The sequence below is a fragment of the Micromonospora sp. genome (genome assembly GCF_048594385.1).
Classification (GTDB): Bacteria; Actinomycetota; Actinomycetes; order Mycobacteriales; family Micromonosporaceae; genus Micromonospora; species Micromonospora wenchangensis.
On the sequence record NZ_JBMDWU010000439.1, the window covers coordinates 1 to 18,742 of the forward strand.

Genomic DNA, 18,742 nt, shown 5'->3' on the forward strand with positions numbered 1-18,742 from the left:
GCGTCGACGGGGTCGGCCGGCTGGTCGCCGACGTGCTGGACCTGCTCACCGATGCCGCCGCCCGCCGGGCGCTGACCGGCGTCGACCTGCTCCGGGGCGGTCGACGCGACGGGGTGACCGCCGGGTGGCTGGCGGCGCTGACCGGCCCGCAGCGGCGGTTCACCGCCGAACCGGACGGGTTGGCCACCCTCCGCGCCGAGCTGCACGCCTGGCAGCGCGATGCCGTCGGCGGCCCGGTCCGGGCGAGTTTCCGGCTGGTGGAGCCGGCCGACGACGAGATCGTCGACGCCCTGACCGTGGTGCCGGCCGACCCGTCGACGGTCGTCGGGCAGGGCGGCCGGTGGCGCATCGAGTTCGGTCTCCAGGCCGCCGACGAGCCGGGCCTGCACGTCGCCGCCGGTGACGTCTGGCGGCACCCGGAGCGGCTACCGGCACTCGCCGGCCGCTGCGGCGACCCGCAGGAGACCCTGCTGGCCGAGCTGGGCCGGGCCGGGCGGCTCTGGCCGGAGCTGGACGGCGCGCTGCGCACTCCCGCCCCGGAGCTGCTGGAGCTGGACGTCGAGGGGGCGCACCGGTTCCTGCGCGAGGGTGCGCCGGTGCTGCACGCCGCCGGGTTCGGGGTGCTGCTGCCGTCCTGGTGGCGGCGGCCGGCGGCGCGACTCGGCGCCCGGTTGCAGGCCCGCAGCCGCACCGCCCCGGGCACGGTCGCCGCGACCGGGGCGCTCGGGCTGGACGCGCTCGTCGACTACCGCTGGGAGGTGGCGCTCGGCGACGAGACGGTCGACGCCGACGAGTTGGCCGCCCTGGCCGCGTTGAAGACCCCACTGGTGCGGCTGCGCGGCCGGTGGGTGGAGCTGGACCCGAAACGGCTGGCCGCCGGCCTGCGGCTGCTGCGCAACTCCGGCGAGCTGACCGTCGCCGACCTGCTGCGGATGGGGTTGGCCGGGGCGGAGACGCCCGACGCCCTGCCGGTGCTTGCGGTGACCGCCGACGGCCCGCTCGGTGACCTGCTGGCCGGGCAGGCCGAACGGCGGCTCGTCCCGCTGGACCCGCCGCCGGCCTTCAAGGGCACCCTGCGGCCCTACCAGCGACGTGGCCTGGCCTGGCTGGTGTTCCTCCAGTCGCTCGGGCTCGGCGGGGTGCTCGCCGACGACATGGGGTTGGGCAAGACCGTGCAGTTGCTGGCCCTGCTCGCCGGGGACCCGCCGGACGCCGGGCCGACCCTGCTGGTCTGTCCGATGTCGCTGGTCGGCAACTGGCAGCGGGAGGCGGCCCGGTTCACCCCCGGCCTGCGGGTACACGTGCACCACGGCGCGGACCGGGCCCGGGACGACACGTTCGACCAGGCCGTGCACGCCGCCGACCTGGTGCTCACCACCTACGCGGTGGCCGCGCGGGACGCGGTCGCGCTGGCGTCGGTCGGCTGGCACCGGGTGGTGGTCGACGAGGCCCAGGCGATCAAGAACGCGGCCACCCGGCAGGCCGAGGCGGTCCGGGCGTTGCCCGCCCGGCACCGGATCGCCGTCACCGGCACGCCGGTGGAGAACCGGCTGGCCGACCTCTGGTCGATCATGCAGTTCGCCAATCCCGGCCTGCTCGGCCCGGCCAGCAGCTTCCGGCAGTCGTACGCGGTGCCGATCGAACGGCACGGCGACGCCGAGGCGGCGGCCCGGCTGCGCCGGGTCACCGGCCCGTTCGTGCTGCGGCGACTCAAGACCGACTCCTCGATCATCAGCGACCTGCCGGAGAAGCTGGAGATGGAGGTGGTCTGCAACCTCACCGCCGAGCAGGCGTCGCTCTACCGGGCGATCGTGGACGAGATGCTGGCGAGGATCGAGGCGAGCGACGGGATGGAGCGCCGGGGCCTGGTGCTGGCCACGATGACCCGGCTCAAGCAGGTCTGCAACCATCCCGCCCAACTGCTGCACGACTCCTCGCCGCTGGCCGGCCGCTCCGGCAAGCTGCAACGGCTGGAGGAGATCGTCGACGAGGTGCTCGCGGCCGGCGAGAAGGCCCTGCTGTTCACCCAGTACGCAGAGTTCGGCGCGCTGCTGCGCGGGCACCTGTCGGCGCGCTTCGGCCGGGAGGTGCTCTACCTGCACGGCGGGGTCGGCAAGGCCGACCGGGACGACATGGTCACCCGGTTCCAGTCCCCGGACGGTCCGGCGCTGTTCGTGCTCTCCCTCAAGGCCGGCGGCACCGGGTTGACCCTGACCGCCGCCAACCACGTGGTGCACGTCGACAGGTGGTGGAACCCGGCGGTGGAGGACCAGGCCACCGACCGGGCGTTCCGGATCGGCCAGCGGCGGCGGGTGCAGGTCCGCAAGTTCGTCTGCGCCGGCACCGTCGAGGAGAAGGTGGCCGCGATGATCGCCGACAAGCGGGGGCTGGCCGCGTCCGTGGTGGGCAGCGGCGAGCAGTGGGTGACCGAGCTGTCCACCGGGCAACTGCGGGAGCTGTTCTCCCTGGACGCCGGGGCGGTGGTCGAGTGAGCCCCGGGGGTGCCGGGGCGGAGGGCCCGTTCGCCGGGTTCGGGCCGCCGCGCCGGGTCGACGGCGGGCTGAGGGCGCGCAGCACCCGGGGTGCGATCGGGGTCTCCTGGTGGTCCCGGCGCTTCCTGGAGGTGCTGGAGTCGTTCGCGCTGGGCACCCGGCTCACCCGGGGCCGGGCGTACGCGCGCCGGGGTCAGGTGCTCCGGCTCGACGTGTCACCCGGGCGGGTCGAGGCGAGCGTGCAGGGGTCCCGGCCCCGGCCCTACCCGGTGACCATCGCCCTGCCCCCGTTCCCGGACGCGCTCTGGGGCCGGGTCGAACGGGAGCTGGCCGGGCAGGCGTTCTTCAGCGCCCGGCTGCTCGCCGGTGACCTGCCCGCCGAGCTGGAGGAGCTGTTCGCCGCCGCGGGCGCGCCCCTGTTCCCCCGGTCGGTGGGGGAGCTGACCCAGCGCTGCGGCTGCCCTGACGTCGCGGTGCCGTGCAAGCATCTCGCGGCGACGTTCTACCTGCTCGCCGAGGCGTTCGACGCCGACCCGTTCCAGTTACTGCACTGGCGGGGTCGCAGCCGCGACGCGTTGCTGGGCCGGTTGCGCGTCCTGCGCGCCGACGCGGTCGGGTCGGCGCACGACACCGACGGCACGCCGGGGTTCTCCGCCGCCGGGCAGGTCACCGGCCCACCCTCCGCCGGCGGGCACGTCACCGGCCCACCCGACCGGGCATCCTCCGGTGCCGGGCCGCTTGCCGGCCCGTCCGACCGGGCACCGGCCCGCGTACCGTCGGTCGTGGACGGTGCGCAGGCCGCTGCGGCGGGGGCGGGCCGGGCGCTCGCCGACCTGCCCGACGTGCCGCTCACCGGGGCGGTGGACCGGTTCTGGGTGGCGCCGGTGCCGCTGCCTGACCGGCCGAGCGTCCTGGCCACCGGCCCGGAGCTGCTGCTGCGGCAGCTCGGCTCACCCGCGGCGGCGATCGGCGGGCCCGGCCTGCTGGAACGCCTGCGCCGGGCCTACCGGGCGTTCGACCCGGGCTGACCCGGCACGCGGGTCATGATCGACACCAGTGGGGCGATGTCGGGGTGTCCCGTCGCTGCGATGCCGCACCATCGCGCCCCTGGTGTCGATCATGGCCGTGCGGTTCAGCGCCAACGGTGCCGGAAGTGCCACATCAGGCCGGTGTTGGCCGCCAGGACGACGACGCACGCCGCGCCGGCCGTCCGTCCGGCCAGGACGGTCATCGCGGGCAGCGACGCCCACAGGATGACCGTCAGCAGCATCAGCCAGCGCCCGCGTCGGGCCCGGATCCGATGGTCGAGTCGCGCGAAGAACTTCGGGTCGCTCTCCCGGAGCTGCCGGGTGATCTGTTCGAACCTGCGCTGATCCTCTTTGCTGAGCATGGCGGTGCCTTCCCCTCAGGCTTCAGCGGTTCGGCGGCTTACCCGCTGCGGCGGCCGGTCACGCCCTGCTCCTGCTGCTACTTTCGCCCCCGGGCGCCGCCGGCGGGGCGGAGCCGGGAACAGCCGGGGACGGGCCGCCCAAACCGGGCCGGGCGGGCGCGGAGCACCTCAGCGTCGGCTTACCGGGGGCTTAAGTTTCGCTGTGCCGGTGAACGCCGCGCGCCGGGACACGTACCGCCAAAACGTTACGGCCGGGGCGCGGCCGGACACGTCGTCCCTGCTGGGGACGGTGCGGCCCGGCCGGGGCGGAACCACCCGCCCGGCGACGCCGCACAGCGGCACCTTAAGTGCCCCCGCCGACGGCCGTGACCTGCCTTGTCGGCAGCTCAGCGCTTGACTACCTTCCCGTGGCAACTCCTCCGGCAGCCGCCGCCGCACCCTCCGCCCCCGGTCGCAGCGGTACGGCGCATCGAAAGAAAACGGGACCGGTACATGGCCGACCAGAATGTGCCACCGCATCGACCGCACACCCCCGGCGGGCACACCCCGACGTACGAGGTTCCGGCCGCGCCGTACGGGCCGCCGCCGGTGTCCCGGGGCCCACAGTGGGTGGGGCCCGAGGGGTTGGGTCGGCAGGCGTTCCACCAGCCGGCCGGCACCGGACTGCCCCACCTGGACGACGACGGCGACGACCGCGACCGGGTCGGCCGGCGGCGCGCCCTGGTCGCGCTGGGCGGCACCGCCGCCGTGGTGGCCGGCGGCGCGGCGCTGGCGATGAGCCCCCAGGTGCGTGGCCTGTTCGGCGACGACGCCGCCGGGGACGCCACCGGCGCGACCGCCACCGACGGCACGCCGGCCCGCCCCAGCGGCCAGCAGCCCAGCACCGTACGCACCTACACCGAGCAGAACGAGAGCTACATGGGCTCCCGGGCCGGTGCGGCGCTGAAGAAGAACTCGCCCAGCGGCGGGCGTACCTTCTCCGGCCCGGCCGACGCGGCGGCGCGGACCCCGGTGACGGTGAAGACGGTGCTGGCCAAGGACCCCGTCCGGCACCTGGCCAGCCGGGCCACCTTCGGGGCCACCCCGGCGGTGCTCGCCGACATCAGGCGGATGGGCATCGACGCCTGGGTGCGTCAGCAGCTCGACCCGGAGAAGATCGCGCCGAGCGCCGCCGAGCTGAAGCTCGCCGAGCTGCCCACCCTCAAGCTGACCAGCCAGCAGGTACGCGACCAGCGGGAGCAGCTCAACGAGCGGGGCGCGCAGCCGGAGAAGGAGATGGTCGACGGCACGCTGGCCCGGCAGATCTGGTCGCAGCGGCAGCTCTACGAGGTGATGGTCGACTTCTGGAACGACTTCCTGCACGTCGCGGCGGACTTCGACGGCGGTGAGGCGTACCGGAACTCGTTCGACCGGGACGTGGTCCGCAAGCACGCCATGGGCAGCTACCCGGACATGCTGGTGGCGGCGAACAGGCACCCGGCGCTGCTGCTCTACCTCAACCAGAACGACTCCCGGGCCGACGCGGTCAACGAGAACCTGGCCCGGGAGAACCTGGAGCTGTACTCGGTCGGGGTCGACGGCGGCTACACCGAGAAGGACGTCCGGCAGGCCGCCCTGCTCCAGACCGGCCGGGGCGTCGACGACGGGAGGTACGTCTTCCGCCACGACCGGCACTACCGGGGCAAGGTGAAGATCCTCGACTTCAGCCACCCCAACGACTCGACCGACCCGAAGAAGGCCGACCAGGTCATCGACGCGTACATCACGTACCTCGCGCTGCACCCGTCGACCGCCCGGTACGTGGCCCGCAGCCTGGCCACCCGGTTCGTCTCGGACACCCCGCCGAAGTCCCTGGTGGACCGGCTCACCCAGATCTACATCGTCAACAAGGGCTCGGTGAAGCCGCTGCTGATGTCGCTGTTCAGCTCCTCGGAGTTCTGGGCGGCGGTCGGGCAGAAGGTGCGCCGGCCGATGGAGTACCTGGTCGCCACCTACCGGACGCTGGGCGTCGCGCCGCAGGCGGGGCCGGGCTTCCGGCAGGGCGACAGCAAACGCACCGCGTTCGCCCAGGGGCTGCGCCAGATCCACGACAAGCTGCGCGAGCTGGGCCAGTACCCGATGGGCCAGCCCACCCCCGACGGCTACCCGGACGTCTACGTCGCCTGGACGTCGGCCGGCACGATGGTCAACGGCTGGAACGAGGCCGCCGACCTGATCGCCGGCAACCGCACCCAGTTCACCTACACCCGGCCGGAGAAACTGGTGGCCAAGCCGCCGACCACCGCCGGGGCGTACGTGGACGCGTTGGCCCTGCGGCTGGTGCACCAGAAGCTGTCGACGCGGGAGCGGAACCTGATCCTCGGGGTGGCCGGGGTGTCCGCCACCGCCCGGGTCGACGCCACGTTCAACGGGGCGATCGCCGCCGTCGCGCGGGCGATCCTCGCGTCCCCCCAGCACCACCTGCGGTGAGGCAGACGATGGAGAAGCCGGTGACGCACCCGATGGAGAAGACCGTGCCCGCGTTCCCCCTGCACCCCGAGTGCCCCGACCTGCGCCGGCTCGCCGACGACCCGGCGCAGGCGCTGCTGCGCGCCGAGGCCGACCTGGTCGCCGCCGAGAACGCCGCCGAGGCCGACCGGTACCGCCGGCTGGAGGACCTGGAGGAGGCGCAGCAGGACGGGCGCGGGGTGACCCGGCGGACGTTCGTCGCCGGTGCCGCCGCCACCGCCACCGCGCTGGCCACCGCCCAGTTCGTCACCACCTCCGCGTCGTTCGCGGCGACGAGGACCGGCACCCTGATCCACGTCTTCCTCTACGGCGGACTGGACGGGCTGAGCCTGGTCGCCCCGGCCGACGACCCGGTGCTCGCCAAGGCCCGCCCCGACCTGCTGCTCGGCGGCGACTCGCTGGCCCTGGGCCGGGGCTTCGCGCTGACCAGCGCCTTCGCCCCGCTGGAGAAGTGGCTCAAGGCGGGTCAGCTCGGTTTCGTCCCGGCGGTCTCCGACGAGCGGCTGTCCCGCAGCCACTTCCAGGCCGCCGACGCCTGCAACCTCGGTGGCCTGCCCAGCGAGACCGGTGGCCGGGGCTGGCTGGACAGCCTCGTCGACTCCCTCGGCAAGGGCACCGCGTTCCGCAGCGTCGGCATCGGCAGCACCCTGCCCCGTTCGCTGGTCGGCACCAACGGCGCGCTGTCGCTCAACAGCGTCGGCTCGCTGCGGCTCAACGGCGACGACCGCTACCGGGCGGCCACCGAGAAGGCGATCCGGGGCCTGTTCACCGGGATCAACCACCCGGTCGAGGAGGCGGTGATCGAGGGGATGGGCGCGCTGTCCACCGCCCAGCAGCTCGCCGCCAAGCCCTATCAGCCGGCCGAGGGCGTGACGTACGAGGGCGTCGGGTACGCCTTCGGGCAGCTCGCCCAGCTCATCAAGGGCGGGGCGAACGTCCGGGTCGCCACGGTCGGGATGGGCGGCTACGACACCCACGAGAACCAGGGCACCCGCTCCGGCGGCCAGCTGCACCGCCGGCTCGGCGAGCTGGCGAAGGCGATGGCGGCCTTCTTCACCGACCTGGGCGATCGGGCCGCCGACGTCACCGTCATGGTGTCCAGCGAGTTCGGCCGTCGGGTCGCCTCCAACGGCGGCGGCACCGACCACGGCCACGGCGGGGTGGTCACCATCCTGTCCGGGCGTAAGCTCGCCGGTTCGCTGCTGGGCCGCTGGGACGGGCTGAGCGATCTGGACTCGGGGGACGTCCCCGAGTACAACAACATGTTCGACGTCTACGGCGCGGTGGCGCAGGGCCGGTTCGGGTTGACCACCGCCCAGGTCGACAAGATCTTCCCGCGTCGGAAGTACACCCCGATGAAGCTCTACGCGTGACCTATCAGGACCTGCCCGCCGCCGGTCGTCGTACCCGGGACCCGTCCCGTTACGGCGGCCGGCCGGCTGCGTCCGTACCCCCGCCGCCGGCCCGGCCCCGGCGTGGGTCCGCCGGCCGACGGGTGCTGTCCGGGCTGTTCTGGGTCGGCCTGGTGGCCGCGGTGCTGCCGTGGTGGCTCGACACCCCGGCCGGTTCGCTGACCGGCACCGCCGACGTGCTCACCGCCGCCGGCCGGGTCACCGGCCTGGTCGCCGGCTACCTGCTGCTGGTGCAGGTGCTGATGATGAGCCGCCTCGGCGTGCTGGAACGCGGGGTCGGCGGCGAGCGGCTGTCCCGGGTGCACCGGGACCTCGGCGCGACCCTGCTGGTGGCGGTGCTGGCGCACCTGTCGCTGCTGGTGGTCGGTTACGCGCGCACCCGGGGCAACCCGGTCACCGCACAGGTGGGGCTGCTGCTGCGCGACTTCGACGACATGGTGTCCGCCTTCGCCGCGGCCGGCATCCTGGTGCTCGTCGGCGGCACCGGCATCCGGGCGGTCCGCCGGGCGCTGCCCTACGAACTCTGGTACCACCTGCACCTGACCAGCTACCTGGCGCTGCTGCTCGGCTTCGGCCACCAGTTCAGCAACGGCGCGCAGCTCTTCCCGCCCGGCCCGGTGCGCACCGGCTGGACCGCCGGCTACCTGCTGGTCGCCGCCGCCCTGGTGTGGGGTCGGCTGGTCGCGCCGCTGCTGCTCAACCTGCGGCACCGGCTGCGGGTGGCCGACGTGGTGGCCGAGAGCCCGGACACCGTCTCGATCTACCTGACCGGCCGCCGGCTGCACCAGCTCGACCCGCTCGGCGGGCAGTACCTGCGCTGGCGGTTCCTGGCCCGGGGCTGCTGGTGGCAGTCGCACCCGTTCTCGCTGTCCGCCGCCGCGAACGGCCGCTGGCTGCGGCTGACCGTGAAGGTGGTCGGCGGGCACACCCGGGACCTGCGTGACCTCGACCCGGGCACCCGGGTCTGGGTGGAGGGGCCGTCCGGCACGTTCACCGCCGCGCACCGCACCCGGGAGCGGGCCCTGCTGATCGCCGGTGGCAGCGGCATCGGCCCGCTGCGGGCGATGCTCGAGGAACTGCCCGCCGGAGCGGCCCTGATCTACCGGGCCCGCACCCCGGCCGACGTGCTGTTGCAGCACGAGCTGGACTGGCTGGCCCAGGCCCGGCAGACCTCCGTCTGGTACGTCATCGGCTCCCGCGACGACGCCGGCCCCCGCCAGGTGATGAGCCCGGACGGCTTGCGCCGGCTGGTGCCCGACCTGACCCGCCGCGACGTCTACCTGTGCGGCCCGCAGGGGCTGGTCGACTCCTCGGTGCGGGTGCTCCGGCAGGCCGGCGTGCCCCGCCGGCAGATCCACCTCGCCCCGTTCGAGCTGTAGGAGGGCACCTGACATGCGTCGCGCGTTGCTCGCGATCACCGGGCTGGCCGCCGGCACCACCGCCCTGGTGGTGCTCAAGGGCGCACCGCAGGACCGCCAGGTGGCCGTGGACCTGCCGGCCGGCGTACCGGTCGGCACGCCGGACCGTACCGGACCCGCCACCCCCGGCGCGACGCCGCAGCGGACCACCGCGACACCCCGGCCGACCGGCCGGCCCGACCCCACCGCCGGCCGCACCCCGGCCGCACGGCGCACCACCCCCGGTGGGGACGCCGGCACCCGCCGCACCCCGGCCGCCGGCCGGACCACCGCGCCGAAGCCCACCACCCGTACGGTCACCGGCCCGGTGGTCTCCACCGAGTTCGGCAACGTGCAGGTGCGGATCACCGTCGCCGGCACACGGATCGTCGACGCGGTGGCGCTGGAACTGCCCCAGGGCGGCCAGTCCGACCTGCGCAGCGACCGGGTCGATGCCGCCTACAGCGGCACCAGCGGCGACGTGGTGCGTCAGCAGGGCGCGAACCTGGACACGGTCTCCCAGGCGACCGCCACCAGCGACGGCTACCGGCGGTCGTTGCAGGCCGCCCTCGACCAGGCCCGCTAGGTGGGCGCGGCGTCGACCCGGCCCGGCCTGCGCCGGGTCGAGCAGGTCATGGGTACGGCGATCAGCCTGGACCTCGCCACCGACCTGCCCGCCGCCAGCCTGCGGGAGTTGGCCGACGACACGTTCCGCTGGCTGCGTGAGGTCGACGCCCGGTTCACCACCTACCGCGAGGACAGCGAGGTGCGCCGCGTCGACCGGGGGGAGCTGCCGCTGTCCGGGGCGTCGGCGGACCTGCGCGCGGTGCTGGCCCGCTGCGCCGACCTGTGGGGCGACACCAACGGCTTCTTCGACGCGTACGCCACCGGCCGGCTGGACCCCTCCGGCTACGTGAAGGGCTGGGCCGCCCAGGTCGCCTCGGACCGGCTGGTGGCCGCCGGGGCGGTCGACCACTGCCTCAACGCCGGCGGCGACGTCCGGGTACGCGGGCACTCGTCGTCGGGGCGGCCGTGGCGGATCGGCGTGCGGCACCCGTGGGACGCGGACGCCACCTGCCTGGTGCTCACCGGCACCGACCTGGCCGTCGCCACCTCGGGCGTCTACGAACGGGGGCACCACGTGCTCGACCCGCGCCGGGGCGTACCGGCCCGGGGGTTGCGTTCGGTCACCGTGGTCGGCCCGGACCTCGGTGTCGCCGACGCGTACGCCACGGCGGCGGTGGCGATGGGCGTGGCCGGCGTCGGCTGGCTCGACCGGCTCCCCGGCCACCTGCACGCGGTGGTCACCGACGACGGTCGGCTGCTGCGTTCCACCGCCCTGCCGCTGGCCGACTGAGGCGTCGACGTGGTGGCGGGGTCACCTGCCGGTGGGGGAGTTCACCGGGTCGGACGGTGGGTGCCGGCCGGGCGGGAGCCGGTCGGCCGGGGGCGACCCGGGCGGGAGCCGGCCGGTCGGGTGTCCGACCAGCGGCGGGGCCGTCGCCGGTACGGCGGTTCGGTGCCGCCGGTGTGCCGCATCTCGTCCCTGGCCATGTCGTACCCCCGCTCCGGTGGCGCGTGCGCGCCGTCGTGGTGTGCAACGAGTCCGGCGTCGGCGGGGACGCTGGCGGGAACCCGACCCGGCCACGTCCCGCCCCGCCGCTGCCGGTCGGTCGGCGACCGGCGGGTCGGTGGCCGGCGGGTCAGTGGCCGGCGGGTCAGTGGCCGCGTCGGGGCAGCGGGAGCTGGCCGGGCAGCAGCTCCGGGGTCAGCGTCACCCCGTCGGCCCGCAACGTCTCGATCAGGGTGTTCTGCAACAGGTACGAGTCGGGCAGCCGCCAGCGGGCCTGCTCCGGGGCGACCGCCCAGCGCACCGGGCCCTCGGGCAACCGGGTGGGGGGTGCCGGAATCCACGAGCCGGTGCCGTGCCGGACGACGTGGAAGCAGTGTTCCAGCTCGGGGCGCAGCGGGTCGCCGGGGCGGACCAGGAACATCCAGCGTCCGGTCGGGGTCACCACCACCGGGCCCCGGACGCCCGGACCGGCGGGGTGCCCGGGTACGGCGTCGAGCAGTCGCCGGCCCAGGTGCGCCGAGACCTCCAGCACGTCGAAGGCGCGGCCGGTGGGCAGCAGTACCCCGTGCGGGCGGCTGCGCCACCAGGTGGCCACCCGGGCCGGGTCGGTGCTCGCCCCCCGCTCCCAGTTCTCCAGCGCGGGATGGCAGCCGACGGTGGGACAACCGGCCCGGCCGCACACGAACCGGCTGCGCGCCAGGCAGGCGCCGGGGGTCACCTCCCAGCCGTGCACCGCGTACCGCACGGCTATCCGGCGCAGCCGGACCCGTTCGATCGGGGCCAGCTGGGCGACCCGTGGCCCGACGTTCCCCCACATGTCCCGTGCTCTCCTCTGGCCTCGACCGGTCACCGCCACCCCTCACGTCGAGCGCCGTCACTGTCGTGATCCGGGCTCGTTGACACCTGACGAACGACTCGTGCAACTTGCACGAAGGTATGAGAACTGGCTGTACGTGTGACGTACACGCTGTGCGACCAGCGGCAACCTGGGCGGACGGATCGAAGGCGCCCGGTGTGGTCGGCCGGAGCCCGGCCGGACGACCCGGCAGGGGGAGGAACAGGAGAAGATGGACGAGCTTCCGATCGGGCGACGGGTGGCCTACTGGCGCGGGCGACGAAAGATGTCCCAGCAGGTCTTCGCCGACCGACTCGGCAAGTCCAAGAGCTGGGTCGACAAGGTCGAACGCGGGGTCCGCCGGCTGGACAAGTTCTCGGTGCTGTACGAGATCGCCGTGATCCTGCGGATCGACGTGCAACTGCTGCTCGGCAAGGACCCGGAACGGCGTACCGACGCGTTGAGCTGCATCGACCAGTTCGAGGTGCAGGAGATCCGGGCCGCCCTGGAGCAGTACTCCTCGATGACCGCGTACTTCGACGGGGTGTCGTACCCGCCGCCCCTGGCCGACCTGCGCAAGGCCGTCACCCACGCCTGGCTCACCTACCAGTACGGCCGCTACGCGATGCTCACCCGGGCGCTGCCGAAACTGCTGCGCGACGCCCAGGCCGCCGACGCCGGCTACGGCGGCGAGTCGGGGCGGGAGGCCGCCCACCTGCTCGGGCAGGTCTACCAGATCGCCTCCTCGGTGCTGCGCAAGCTGGGCGAGTGCGAGCTGGCCTGGCTGGCCGCCGACCGGTCGATGGCGGTCGCCCAGCGCGCCGACGACCAGCTCCTGGCCGGTGTCGCCACGGCCCGGGTCTGCAACGCGCTGGTGGCGATGGGTCGGGCCCGACCCGCCCTGGAGCTGAACCTCAGCATCGCCAACCAGCTCGCCCCCGGCGGCATGAACGACAGCACGCCGGACCGGCTCTCCGTCTACGGCATGCTGCTGTTGCAGGGGGCGATGGCCGCCGCCCGGTTCGGCGACTCCGACGCCGTCGAGGATCTGCTGTACGGGGCGAACGAGGCGGCGCTGATGCTCGGCAGCGACCAGAACCACTACTGGACCTCGTTCGGCCCGACCAACCTGGAACTGCACCGGGCCGCCGCCGCCGTGGAGCTGGGCGACGGCGGGCGGGCGGTGGAGATCCACCAGCGCATCCCCGAGCCGAGCTTCAACGGGCTGCTGCCCGAGCGGCGGGCCCACCACCTGCTCGACCTGGCCCGGGGCTACACCCAGCTCGGTGACGTCGCGATGGCGGGGGAGATGCTGCTGCGCGGCGACCGGCTCGCCCCGTCCGAGATCCGCTGCCGACCCATCGCCCACGAAGTGATGACCGACGTGCTGCGTCGCACACGGGGTGCGTTGCCCGCGCCGATTGCGGAGTTGGCTGAGCAGATGGGAGTCGGAGTATGAACACGGCGGCGGCCGGATGAGCGGCAGCCCCCACCAGAGCAGTGAGCACCGCGGAGTGCTCTACGTCATCGCCTGCGGTTCGCCGCTGGCCCGTCACCTCGATCGGCTCGTCGGCCTGGCCCAGGACGACGGCTGGGAGGTCTGCGTCGTCACCACCCCCGACGGGGCGAAGTTCGTCGACCGGGCCGCGCTGGCCCGGCAGACCGGGCACCCGGTGCGTACCCACTACAAGAACCCGGGCGACCCGGACCTGCTGCCCGCCGCCGACGCGATGCTGGTCTGCCCGGCCACCGTCAACACGGTCAACAAGTGGGCGGCCGGGATCACCGACACGCTGGCGCTGGGCCTGCTCGTCGAGGGGCAGGGCCGGGGTGTGCCGGTGGTGGTGGTGCCGTTCACCAACGTGGCGATGGCCGCGCACCCGGCGTTCCAGACCGGCCTGCGACGGCTGGGCGAATGGGGTGCCACGGTGCTCTTCGGCGACGACGTCTACCCGCTGCACCCACCCGGTACGGGGGAACGGCACCTGCACGCCTTCCCCTGGGAGGCGGCGGTGGCGGCCCTGCCCGGCCGCTCCCGGGCCACCTCGGCCGCCTGACCCGTCGACGGGCGTGGGCGTGACCGCCACCGTGCGCCGGTAAGCTGACCGGCCGTGAGCACAACCGCGTCCCCGCCGTCCGTCGCCGATGTGGTTGCCGAGCTGGATCGGCGTTACCCGCCCGCCTGGGCCGAGGAGTGGGACCGGGTCGGTCTGGTGCTCGGCGAGCCCACCGACCCGGTCCGCCGCGTCTACGGCACGGTGGACGTCGTCCCCGAGACGGTCGCCGAGGCGCTCGCCGCCGGTGCCGACCTGATCGTCGCGCACCACCCGCTGCTGCTGCGCGGCGTCTCCTCGGTCGCCCCGACCACCTGGAAGGGGCGGATCGTGCACGACCTGATCCGCGCCGGGGTGGCCCTGTACGTCGCGCACACCAACGCCGACATCGCCGCGCCGGGCGTCTCCGACGCGCTGGCCGCCCGGTTCGGGTTGACCGGCCTGCGCCCGCTGCAACCCTCCGCGCCGGGTTCGGCGTCGGCCGGCGGTGGCCGGGGCATCGGCCGGGTCGGTGAGCTGCCCGCCCCGCTGACGCTCGCCGCGTTGACCGAACGCGCCGCCGCCGTCCTACCGGCCACGGTCTGGGGGGTTCGCGCCGGGGGCGATCCCGCGCGTATCGTGCGTACCCTCGCGGTCAGCGGCGGCTCCGGCGACGGCTTCCTGGCCGCGGCGACCGCCGCCGGTGCGGACGCGTTCCTCACCTCCGACCTGCGGCACCATCCCGCCGGTGAGCACCTCGCCGCCGGTGGGCCCGCCCTGCTGGACGCCGCACACTGGGCGACCGAACGACCCTGGCTGGACGACGTGGCCGCCCACCTGCGGGCCGGCTTCGGCGTCGAGACCGTGGTGTCCGACCTGGACACCGACCCGTGGACCGTGCACGCCGCCGCACCCACGACGGACGACAAGGAGCCCCGACCGTGAAGGCTGAACCCCAGGTCCAGCGCCGCCTGCTCGACCTCCAGGCGATCGACACCACCCTCGCCCAGCTCGCCCACCGCCGCCGGTCGCTGCCCGAGCGGGCCGAGCTGGAGGGCCTGGCCCGGGAGCTGTCCGCCCTGGAGGACGAGCGGGTCCGCGCCCAGGTCGCCGTGGACGACCTGGACCGGGACATCGCCCGCCTGGAGAAGGACATCGACCAGGTGCGGGCCCGCAAGAGCAAGGACGAGGCCCGGCTGGCCAGCGGCAGCGGACCGGCCCGGGAACTGGAGGCGCTCCAGCACGAGCTGGTCTCGCTCAACCGCCGCCAGGGTGACCTGGAGGACGCCGAGCTGGAGCTGATGGAGCAGCGGGAGACGGCGCAGGCCACCCTCGACGGGATCGAGGCCCGTCTCACCGAGGCCCGGGACCGGCGGGCCGCCGTCGAGCAGCGCCGCGACGAGAACCTGGCCGCGATCGCCAAGGAGGAGGAGTTCAAGCAGGGCGCCCGCAAGCCGCTCGCCGCCGACCTCCCCGCCGACCTGGTCACCCTCTACGACAAGATCCGCGAGGACACCGGCCTCGGTGCGGCGCTGCTCACCGCGGGGCGCTGCGGCGGCTGCCGGTTGGAGCTGTCCGGCGCCGACCTGGCCCGGATCCGCCGCTCGGACCCGGACGAGGTGGTCCGCTGCGAGGACTGCCGCCGGATCATGGTGCGTACCAACGAGTCGGGGCTGTAGCCCGGTGGCGGTGCGCGCGGTCGTCATCGAGGCCGACGGCGGGTCCCGGGGCAACCCCGGGCCGGCCGGTTACGGTGCCGTCGTCCGGGACCCGGCCACCGGTGAGGTGCTGGCCGAACGGGCCGAGTCGATCGGGACGGCCACCAACAACGTCGCCGAGTACCGGGGTCTCATCGCCGGGCTGGAGGCCGCCGCCGAGCTGGGCGCGGCCGAGGTCGACGCCCGGATGGACTCGAAGCTGGTGGTCGAGCAGATGTGCGGCCGGTGGCAGATCAAGCACCCCGGCCTGCGTCCGCTCGCCGCCCGGGCCGCCGCGCTGGTCGACCGCTTCGAGTCGGTCCGGTTCAGTTGGATCCCCCGGGACCGCAACCGGCACGCCGACGCCCTCGCCAACGCCGCGATGGACACCGCCGCCGGTAGGCCCTCCCGGTCGGCGGCGGGTTCGGCCGGCGGTGAGCCGCCCCGGGAGGTGGCCGGTGCCGACTCGCCCGGCCGGGCGCAGGCCCGCGAGGTCGCCGCCCGTGCCGCCACCCGGTCCACCGGCACCGACCCGGCGACCGCCAAGGCGTCCTGGGAACCGAGGCCGAGTTTCACCGCCACCCGGCTGATCCTGGTCCGGCACGGGGAGACCGAGTGGACCGTGCAGCACCGCTACGCCGGCCGCGCCGACGTGCCGCTGTCCGAGTCCGGCCAGGCCCAGGCACGGGCCACCGCCACCCGGGTGGCCGCGCTGGCCCCGTCCGTCGCGGCCGTGCTCAGCTCCCCGCTGTCCCGGTGTACGGCCACCGCCGAGGCGATCGCGACCGCGCTCGGCGGTCTGCCGGTACGCCCGCAGGACGACTGGATCGAGTGCGACTTCGGCGACTGGGACGGGCACACCTTCGCCGAGGTCCGCGACCGGTGGCCCGGCGAACTGGACGCCTGGCTCGCCTCGACCCGGGTCGCCCCGCCGGGTGGTGAGTCGTTCACCGAGGTCGGGCAGCGGGTCGACCGGGCGATGGTGGCGCTGCGGGAGGCGTACCCCGGGGAGACCGTGGTGGTCGTCTCGCACGTCTCGCCGATCAAGCTGGCCCTGCGCGACGCCCTCGCGGCCGGCGACGCCCTCCTGCACCGGCTCTACCTGGACGCGGCCGGTATCTCGGTGCTCGACATGTGGCCCGACGGGGGCGTCGCGGTCCGTTCCGTCAACGACACCGCCCACCTCCCGGTCCGCTGATTCCGGATCGTCCCCCGAACCGGCCCGGGAATCCCGGGCCGGTTCGTCGTCGGTCGATGCGTCACGCCCCTCGTCATGCCGTTCGGCGCAGCCGGCACGCCGTTCGGCGCATCGTCAAGCGCCAATTGATCGTGACCGGCCGCACCGGGTCGTAGCGTCCGGCCGTTACTGGCCGGAACGACTACCGGAGGTAGGTCAGATGACCGCTGGCGAACCGGAGACGCCGGGTACGGCGTCGTCCAGGGCGAAGGACCACAGCCCCTGGAACTGGTTGCTCTTCGTACCGATCGTGGTGCCGCTGATCCCGGCGCTGTTCAACGCGGACTCGCCCCGGATCTTCGGCTTCCCGCGCTTCTACTGGCTGCAACTGGTCTGGATCCTGCTCGGGGTGGCCACCACCACGCTGGTCTACCAGATGACCAAGAAGCGGGGAACCCGGTGAGCGCGAGGAGTGAGCCGGTTTTGCGAGCCCCGCAGTCGCGAACGAAGGTGGTCTGCTGATGTGGCGTGATCATCTGACCGAGATCATCGTATTCTCGGCGCTCTTTCTGCTGGTCAGCGCGATGGGTTTCGTGGCGGCCCGGTGGCGGGCGCCGAAGGACATGGCGCACCTCGACGAGTGGGGGCTGGGCGGGCGCAGCTTCGGCGGCTGGATCACCTGGTTCCTGGTCGGCGGTGACCTCTACACGGCGTACACGTTCGTGGCGGTGCCGGCGCTGATGTTCGGGGCGGGCGCGGCCGGGTTCTTCGCCGTGCCCTACACGATCGTCATCTATCCGCTGGTGTTCCTGGTGCTCTGCCGGCTCTGGTCGGTGTCGCACCGGCACGGGTTCGTCACCCCGGCCGACTTCGTCCGCCGCCGGTTCGACTCGCCGGTGCTGGCGCTGCTGATCGCGATCACCGGCATCGTGGCGACCATGCCGTACATCGCGTTGCAGCTGGTGGGCATCGAGGCGGTGCTCAAGACGATGGGGGTCACCGGGGACAGCGCGGTGGCGCGGCACCTGCCGATCATCATCGCCTTCGCGATCCTGGCCGCCTACACCTACCAGTCCGGGTTGCGCGCCCCGGCGCTCATCGCGTTCGTCAAGGACAGCCTGATCTACATCGTGATCCTGGTGGCGGTGATCTACCTGCCGTACAAGCTGGGGGGTTGGGGTTCGATCTTCGACGCGGCGGACGCGAAGTTCGCGGCCTCGCCGAACCCGAACGACGGCATCCTGCTCAACGCCAACAACCAGCTCCAGTACGTCACCCTGGCGTTCGGTTCGGCGCTGGCGCTGTTCCTCTACCCGCACAGCATCACCGGTGTGCTGGCCAGCCGGAACCGGGACGTGATCAAGCGGAACATGTCGGCGTTGCCGGCGTACAGCCTGCTGCTCGGCCTGATCGCGCTGCTCGGCTTCATGGCGATCGCGGCCGGGGTGAAGCCGCTGCCGGGGGCGAAGGAGGGCACCGTCGACAGCAACACGGTGGTGCCGGTGCTGTTCGACCAGCAGTTCCCGGACTGGTTCGCCGGGGTGGCGTACGCGGCGATCGGCATCGGCGCGCTGGTGCCGGCGGCGATCATGTCGATCGCGGCGGCGAACCTGTTCACCCGCAACATCTACAAGGAGTACCTGAAGCGGGACGCCAGCCCGGCGCAGGAGGCGAACGTCTCGAAGATCACCTCGCTGGTGGTGAAGGTCGGCGCGGTGGCCTGCATCGTCTTCCTCGACCCGCAGTTCTCCATCGACCTCCAGCTCATCGGCGGTGTGATCATCCTCCAGACGCTGCCGGCGGTGGCGCTGGGCCTCTACACCCGCTGGTTCCACCGGGGCGCGCTGATCGCCGGCTGGGCGGCCGGCATGGGGCTGGGCATGTGGATGCTCTACCAGATCCCCAACCCGGCGTCGAAGCGCGCGCACTTCGGCGGGTCGGCGTTCCCGCTGTCCGACTTCGGCTTCGACACCAAGAAGACGATCTACGTGGGCATCGTCGCCGTGCTGGTGAACCTGGTGGTGGCGGCGCTGGTCACGCTGGTGCTGCGGGCGGCGAAGGTGGCCGAGGGCGTGGACGGCACCACCCCCGACGACTACTTCGCCGACGAGGGCGACCCCCGCGTCACCCCCGGCCCCGACCGCGACGCCGACTCGGCCCGCGAACCGGTCGCCTGACCCCGCCGCCCCCACCCTCCCCGCTGCGCCCCCGCCCGCCCCTCCCACCCC

16 protein-coding genes are annotated in these 18,742 nt (G+C 73.9%); 14 read left to right on the top strand and 2 right to left on the bottom strand.

Annotated features, from left to right (window positions below):
* Both ACOJTC_RS24040 and ACOJTC_RS24045 read left to right on the top strand, forming a co-directional pair.
* Positions 1 to 2,492, top strand: a 2,492-nt coding sequence (locus tag ACOJTC_RS24040; RefSeq protein ID WP_420118590.1) for a DEAD/DEAH box helicase, incomplete at its 5' end; no start/stop codon positions are given.
* The gene (locus tag ACOJTC_RS24045; RefSeq protein ID WP_420118591.1) at positions 2,489 to 3,520 is read left to right on the top strand and encodes a hypothetical protein; all 1,032 of its coding nucleotides are present in this window, start codon (positions 2,489 to 2,491) and stop codon (positions 3,518 to 3,520) included. The genes ACOJTC_RS24040 and ACOJTC_RS24045, both read left to right, overlap by 4 nt.
* Before the next feature lie 104 nt (positions 3,521 to 3,624).
* Here ACOJTC_RS24045 and ACOJTC_RS24050 read toward each other — a convergent pair whose 3' ends face one another.
* A complete protein-coding gene (locus ACOJTC_RS24050) occupies positions 3,625 to 3,882 on the bottom strand; it encodes a DUF3040 domain-containing protein (RefSeq protein ID WP_088644833.1) in 258 nt (85 codons plus the stop codon).
* A gap of 492 nt (positions 3,883 to 4,374) precedes the next feature.
* On the opposite strand from ACOJTC_RS24050, the gene ACOJTC_RS24055 reads away from it, so the two are divergent.
* Genes ACOJTC_RS24055 through ACOJTC_RS24075 form a run of 5 tightly spaced genes read left to right on the top strand, consistent with a single transcriptional unit; the run spans position 4,375 to position 10,556 of the window.
* Positions 4,375 to 6,351, top strand: a complete 1,977-nt coding sequence (locus ACOJTC_RS24055; protein ID WP_420118592.1) for a DUF1800 domain-containing protein — start codon at positions 4,375 to 4,377, stop codon at positions 6,349 to 6,351.
* A gap of 20 nt (positions 6,352 to 6,371) precedes the next feature.
* Complete coding sequence (locus tag ACOJTC_RS24060) at positions 6,372 to 7,763, top strand: DUF1501 domain-containing protein (protein WP_420118593.1); 1,392 nt, start codon at positions 6,372 to 6,374, stop codon at positions 7,761 to 7,763.
* A complete protein-coding gene (locus ACOJTC_RS24065) occupies positions 7,760 to 9,181 on the top strand; it encodes a ferric reductase-like transmembrane domain-containing protein (RefSeq protein ID WP_420118594.1) in 1,422 nt (473 codons plus the stop codon). Before ACOJTC_RS24060 ends, ACOJTC_RS24065 begins: the two co-directional genes overlap by 4 nt.
* A gap of 13 nt (positions 9,182 to 9,194) precedes the next feature.
* On the top strand, positions 9,195 to 9,785 hold the full coding sequence (locus ACOJTC_RS24070; RefSeq protein WP_357935453.1) for an FMN-binding protein: 591 nt from the start codon (positions 9,195 to 9,197) through the stop codon (positions 9,783 to 9,785).
* Positions 9,786 to 9,833: 48 nt separating this feature from the next.
* Positions 9,834 to 10,556: an FAD:protein FMN transferase gene (locus ACOJTC_RS24075; protein ID WP_420118596.1), complete on the top strand. Its 723-nt coding sequence runs from the start codon at positions 9,834 to 9,836 to the stop codon at positions 10,554 to 10,556.
* Between the two features lie 361 nt (positions 10,557 to 10,917).
* Here ACOJTC_RS24075 and ACOJTC_RS24080 read toward each other — a convergent pair whose 3' ends face one another.
* Positions 10,918 to 11,589: a bifunctional DNA primase/polymerase gene (locus tag ACOJTC_RS24080; protein ID WP_357935456.1), complete on the bottom strand. Its 672-nt coding sequence runs from the start codon at positions 11,587 to 11,589 to the stop codon at positions 10,918 to 10,920.
* Between the two features lie 250 nt (positions 11,590 to 11,839).
* Here ACOJTC_RS24080 and ACOJTC_RS24085 point away from each other — a divergent pair, with 250 nt between their 5' ends.
* From ACOJTC_RS24085 to mctP, 7 genes are all read left to right on the top strand, one after another.
* The gene (locus tag ACOJTC_RS24085; RefSeq protein WP_204926427.1) at positions 11,840 to 13,066 is read left to right on the top strand and encodes a helix-turn-helix domain-containing protein; all 1,227 of its coding nucleotides are present in this window, start codon (positions 11,840 to 11,842) and stop codon (positions 13,064 to 13,066) included.
* Between the two features lie 16 nt (positions 13,067 to 13,082).
* A complete protein-coding gene (locus tag ACOJTC_RS24090; RefSeq protein WP_088644828.1) occupies positions 13,083 to 13,664 on the top strand; it encodes a flavoprotein in 582 nt (193 codons plus the stop codon).
* 90 nt (positions 13,665 to 13,754) lie between these two features.
* Entirely contained in the window at positions 13,755 to 14,585 is an 831-nt protein-coding gene (locus ACOJTC_RS24095) for a Nif3-like dinuclear metal center hexameric protein (protein ID WP_204926499.1), read from the top strand.
* On the top strand, positions 14,582 to 15,319 hold the full coding sequence (locus ACOJTC_RS24100) for a zinc ribbon domain-containing protein (protein ID WP_420118595.1): 738 nt from the start codon (positions 14,582 to 14,584) through the stop codon (positions 15,317 to 15,319). Before ACOJTC_RS24095 ends, ACOJTC_RS24100 begins: the two co-directional genes overlap by 4 nt.
* 4 nt (positions 15,320 to 15,323) lie before the next feature.
* Positions 15,324 to 16,535, top strand: a complete 1,212-nt coding sequence (locus ACOJTC_RS24105; protein WP_204926429.1) for a bifunctional RNase H/acid phosphatase — start codon at positions 15,324 to 15,326, stop codon at positions 16,533 to 16,535.
* Between the two features lie 199 nt (positions 16,536 to 16,734).
* Positions 16,735 to 16,977 carry a DUF3311 domain-containing protein gene (locus ACOJTC_RS24110; RefSeq protein ID WP_377683288.1) on the top strand — a complete coding sequence of 81 codons (243 nt, stop codon included), beginning with the start codon at positions 16,735 to 16,737 and terminating at the stop codon, positions 16,975 to 16,977.
* A 58-nt stretch (positions 16,978 to 17,035) separates the two neighbouring features.
* Complete coding sequence (mctP, locus tag ACOJTC_RS24115; protein ID WP_377683286.1) at positions 17,036 to 18,691, top strand: monocarboxylate uptake permease MctP; 1,656 nt, start codon at positions 17,036 to 17,038, stop codon at positions 18,689 to 18,691.
* Positions 18,692 to 18,742: the final 51 nt, after the last annotated feature.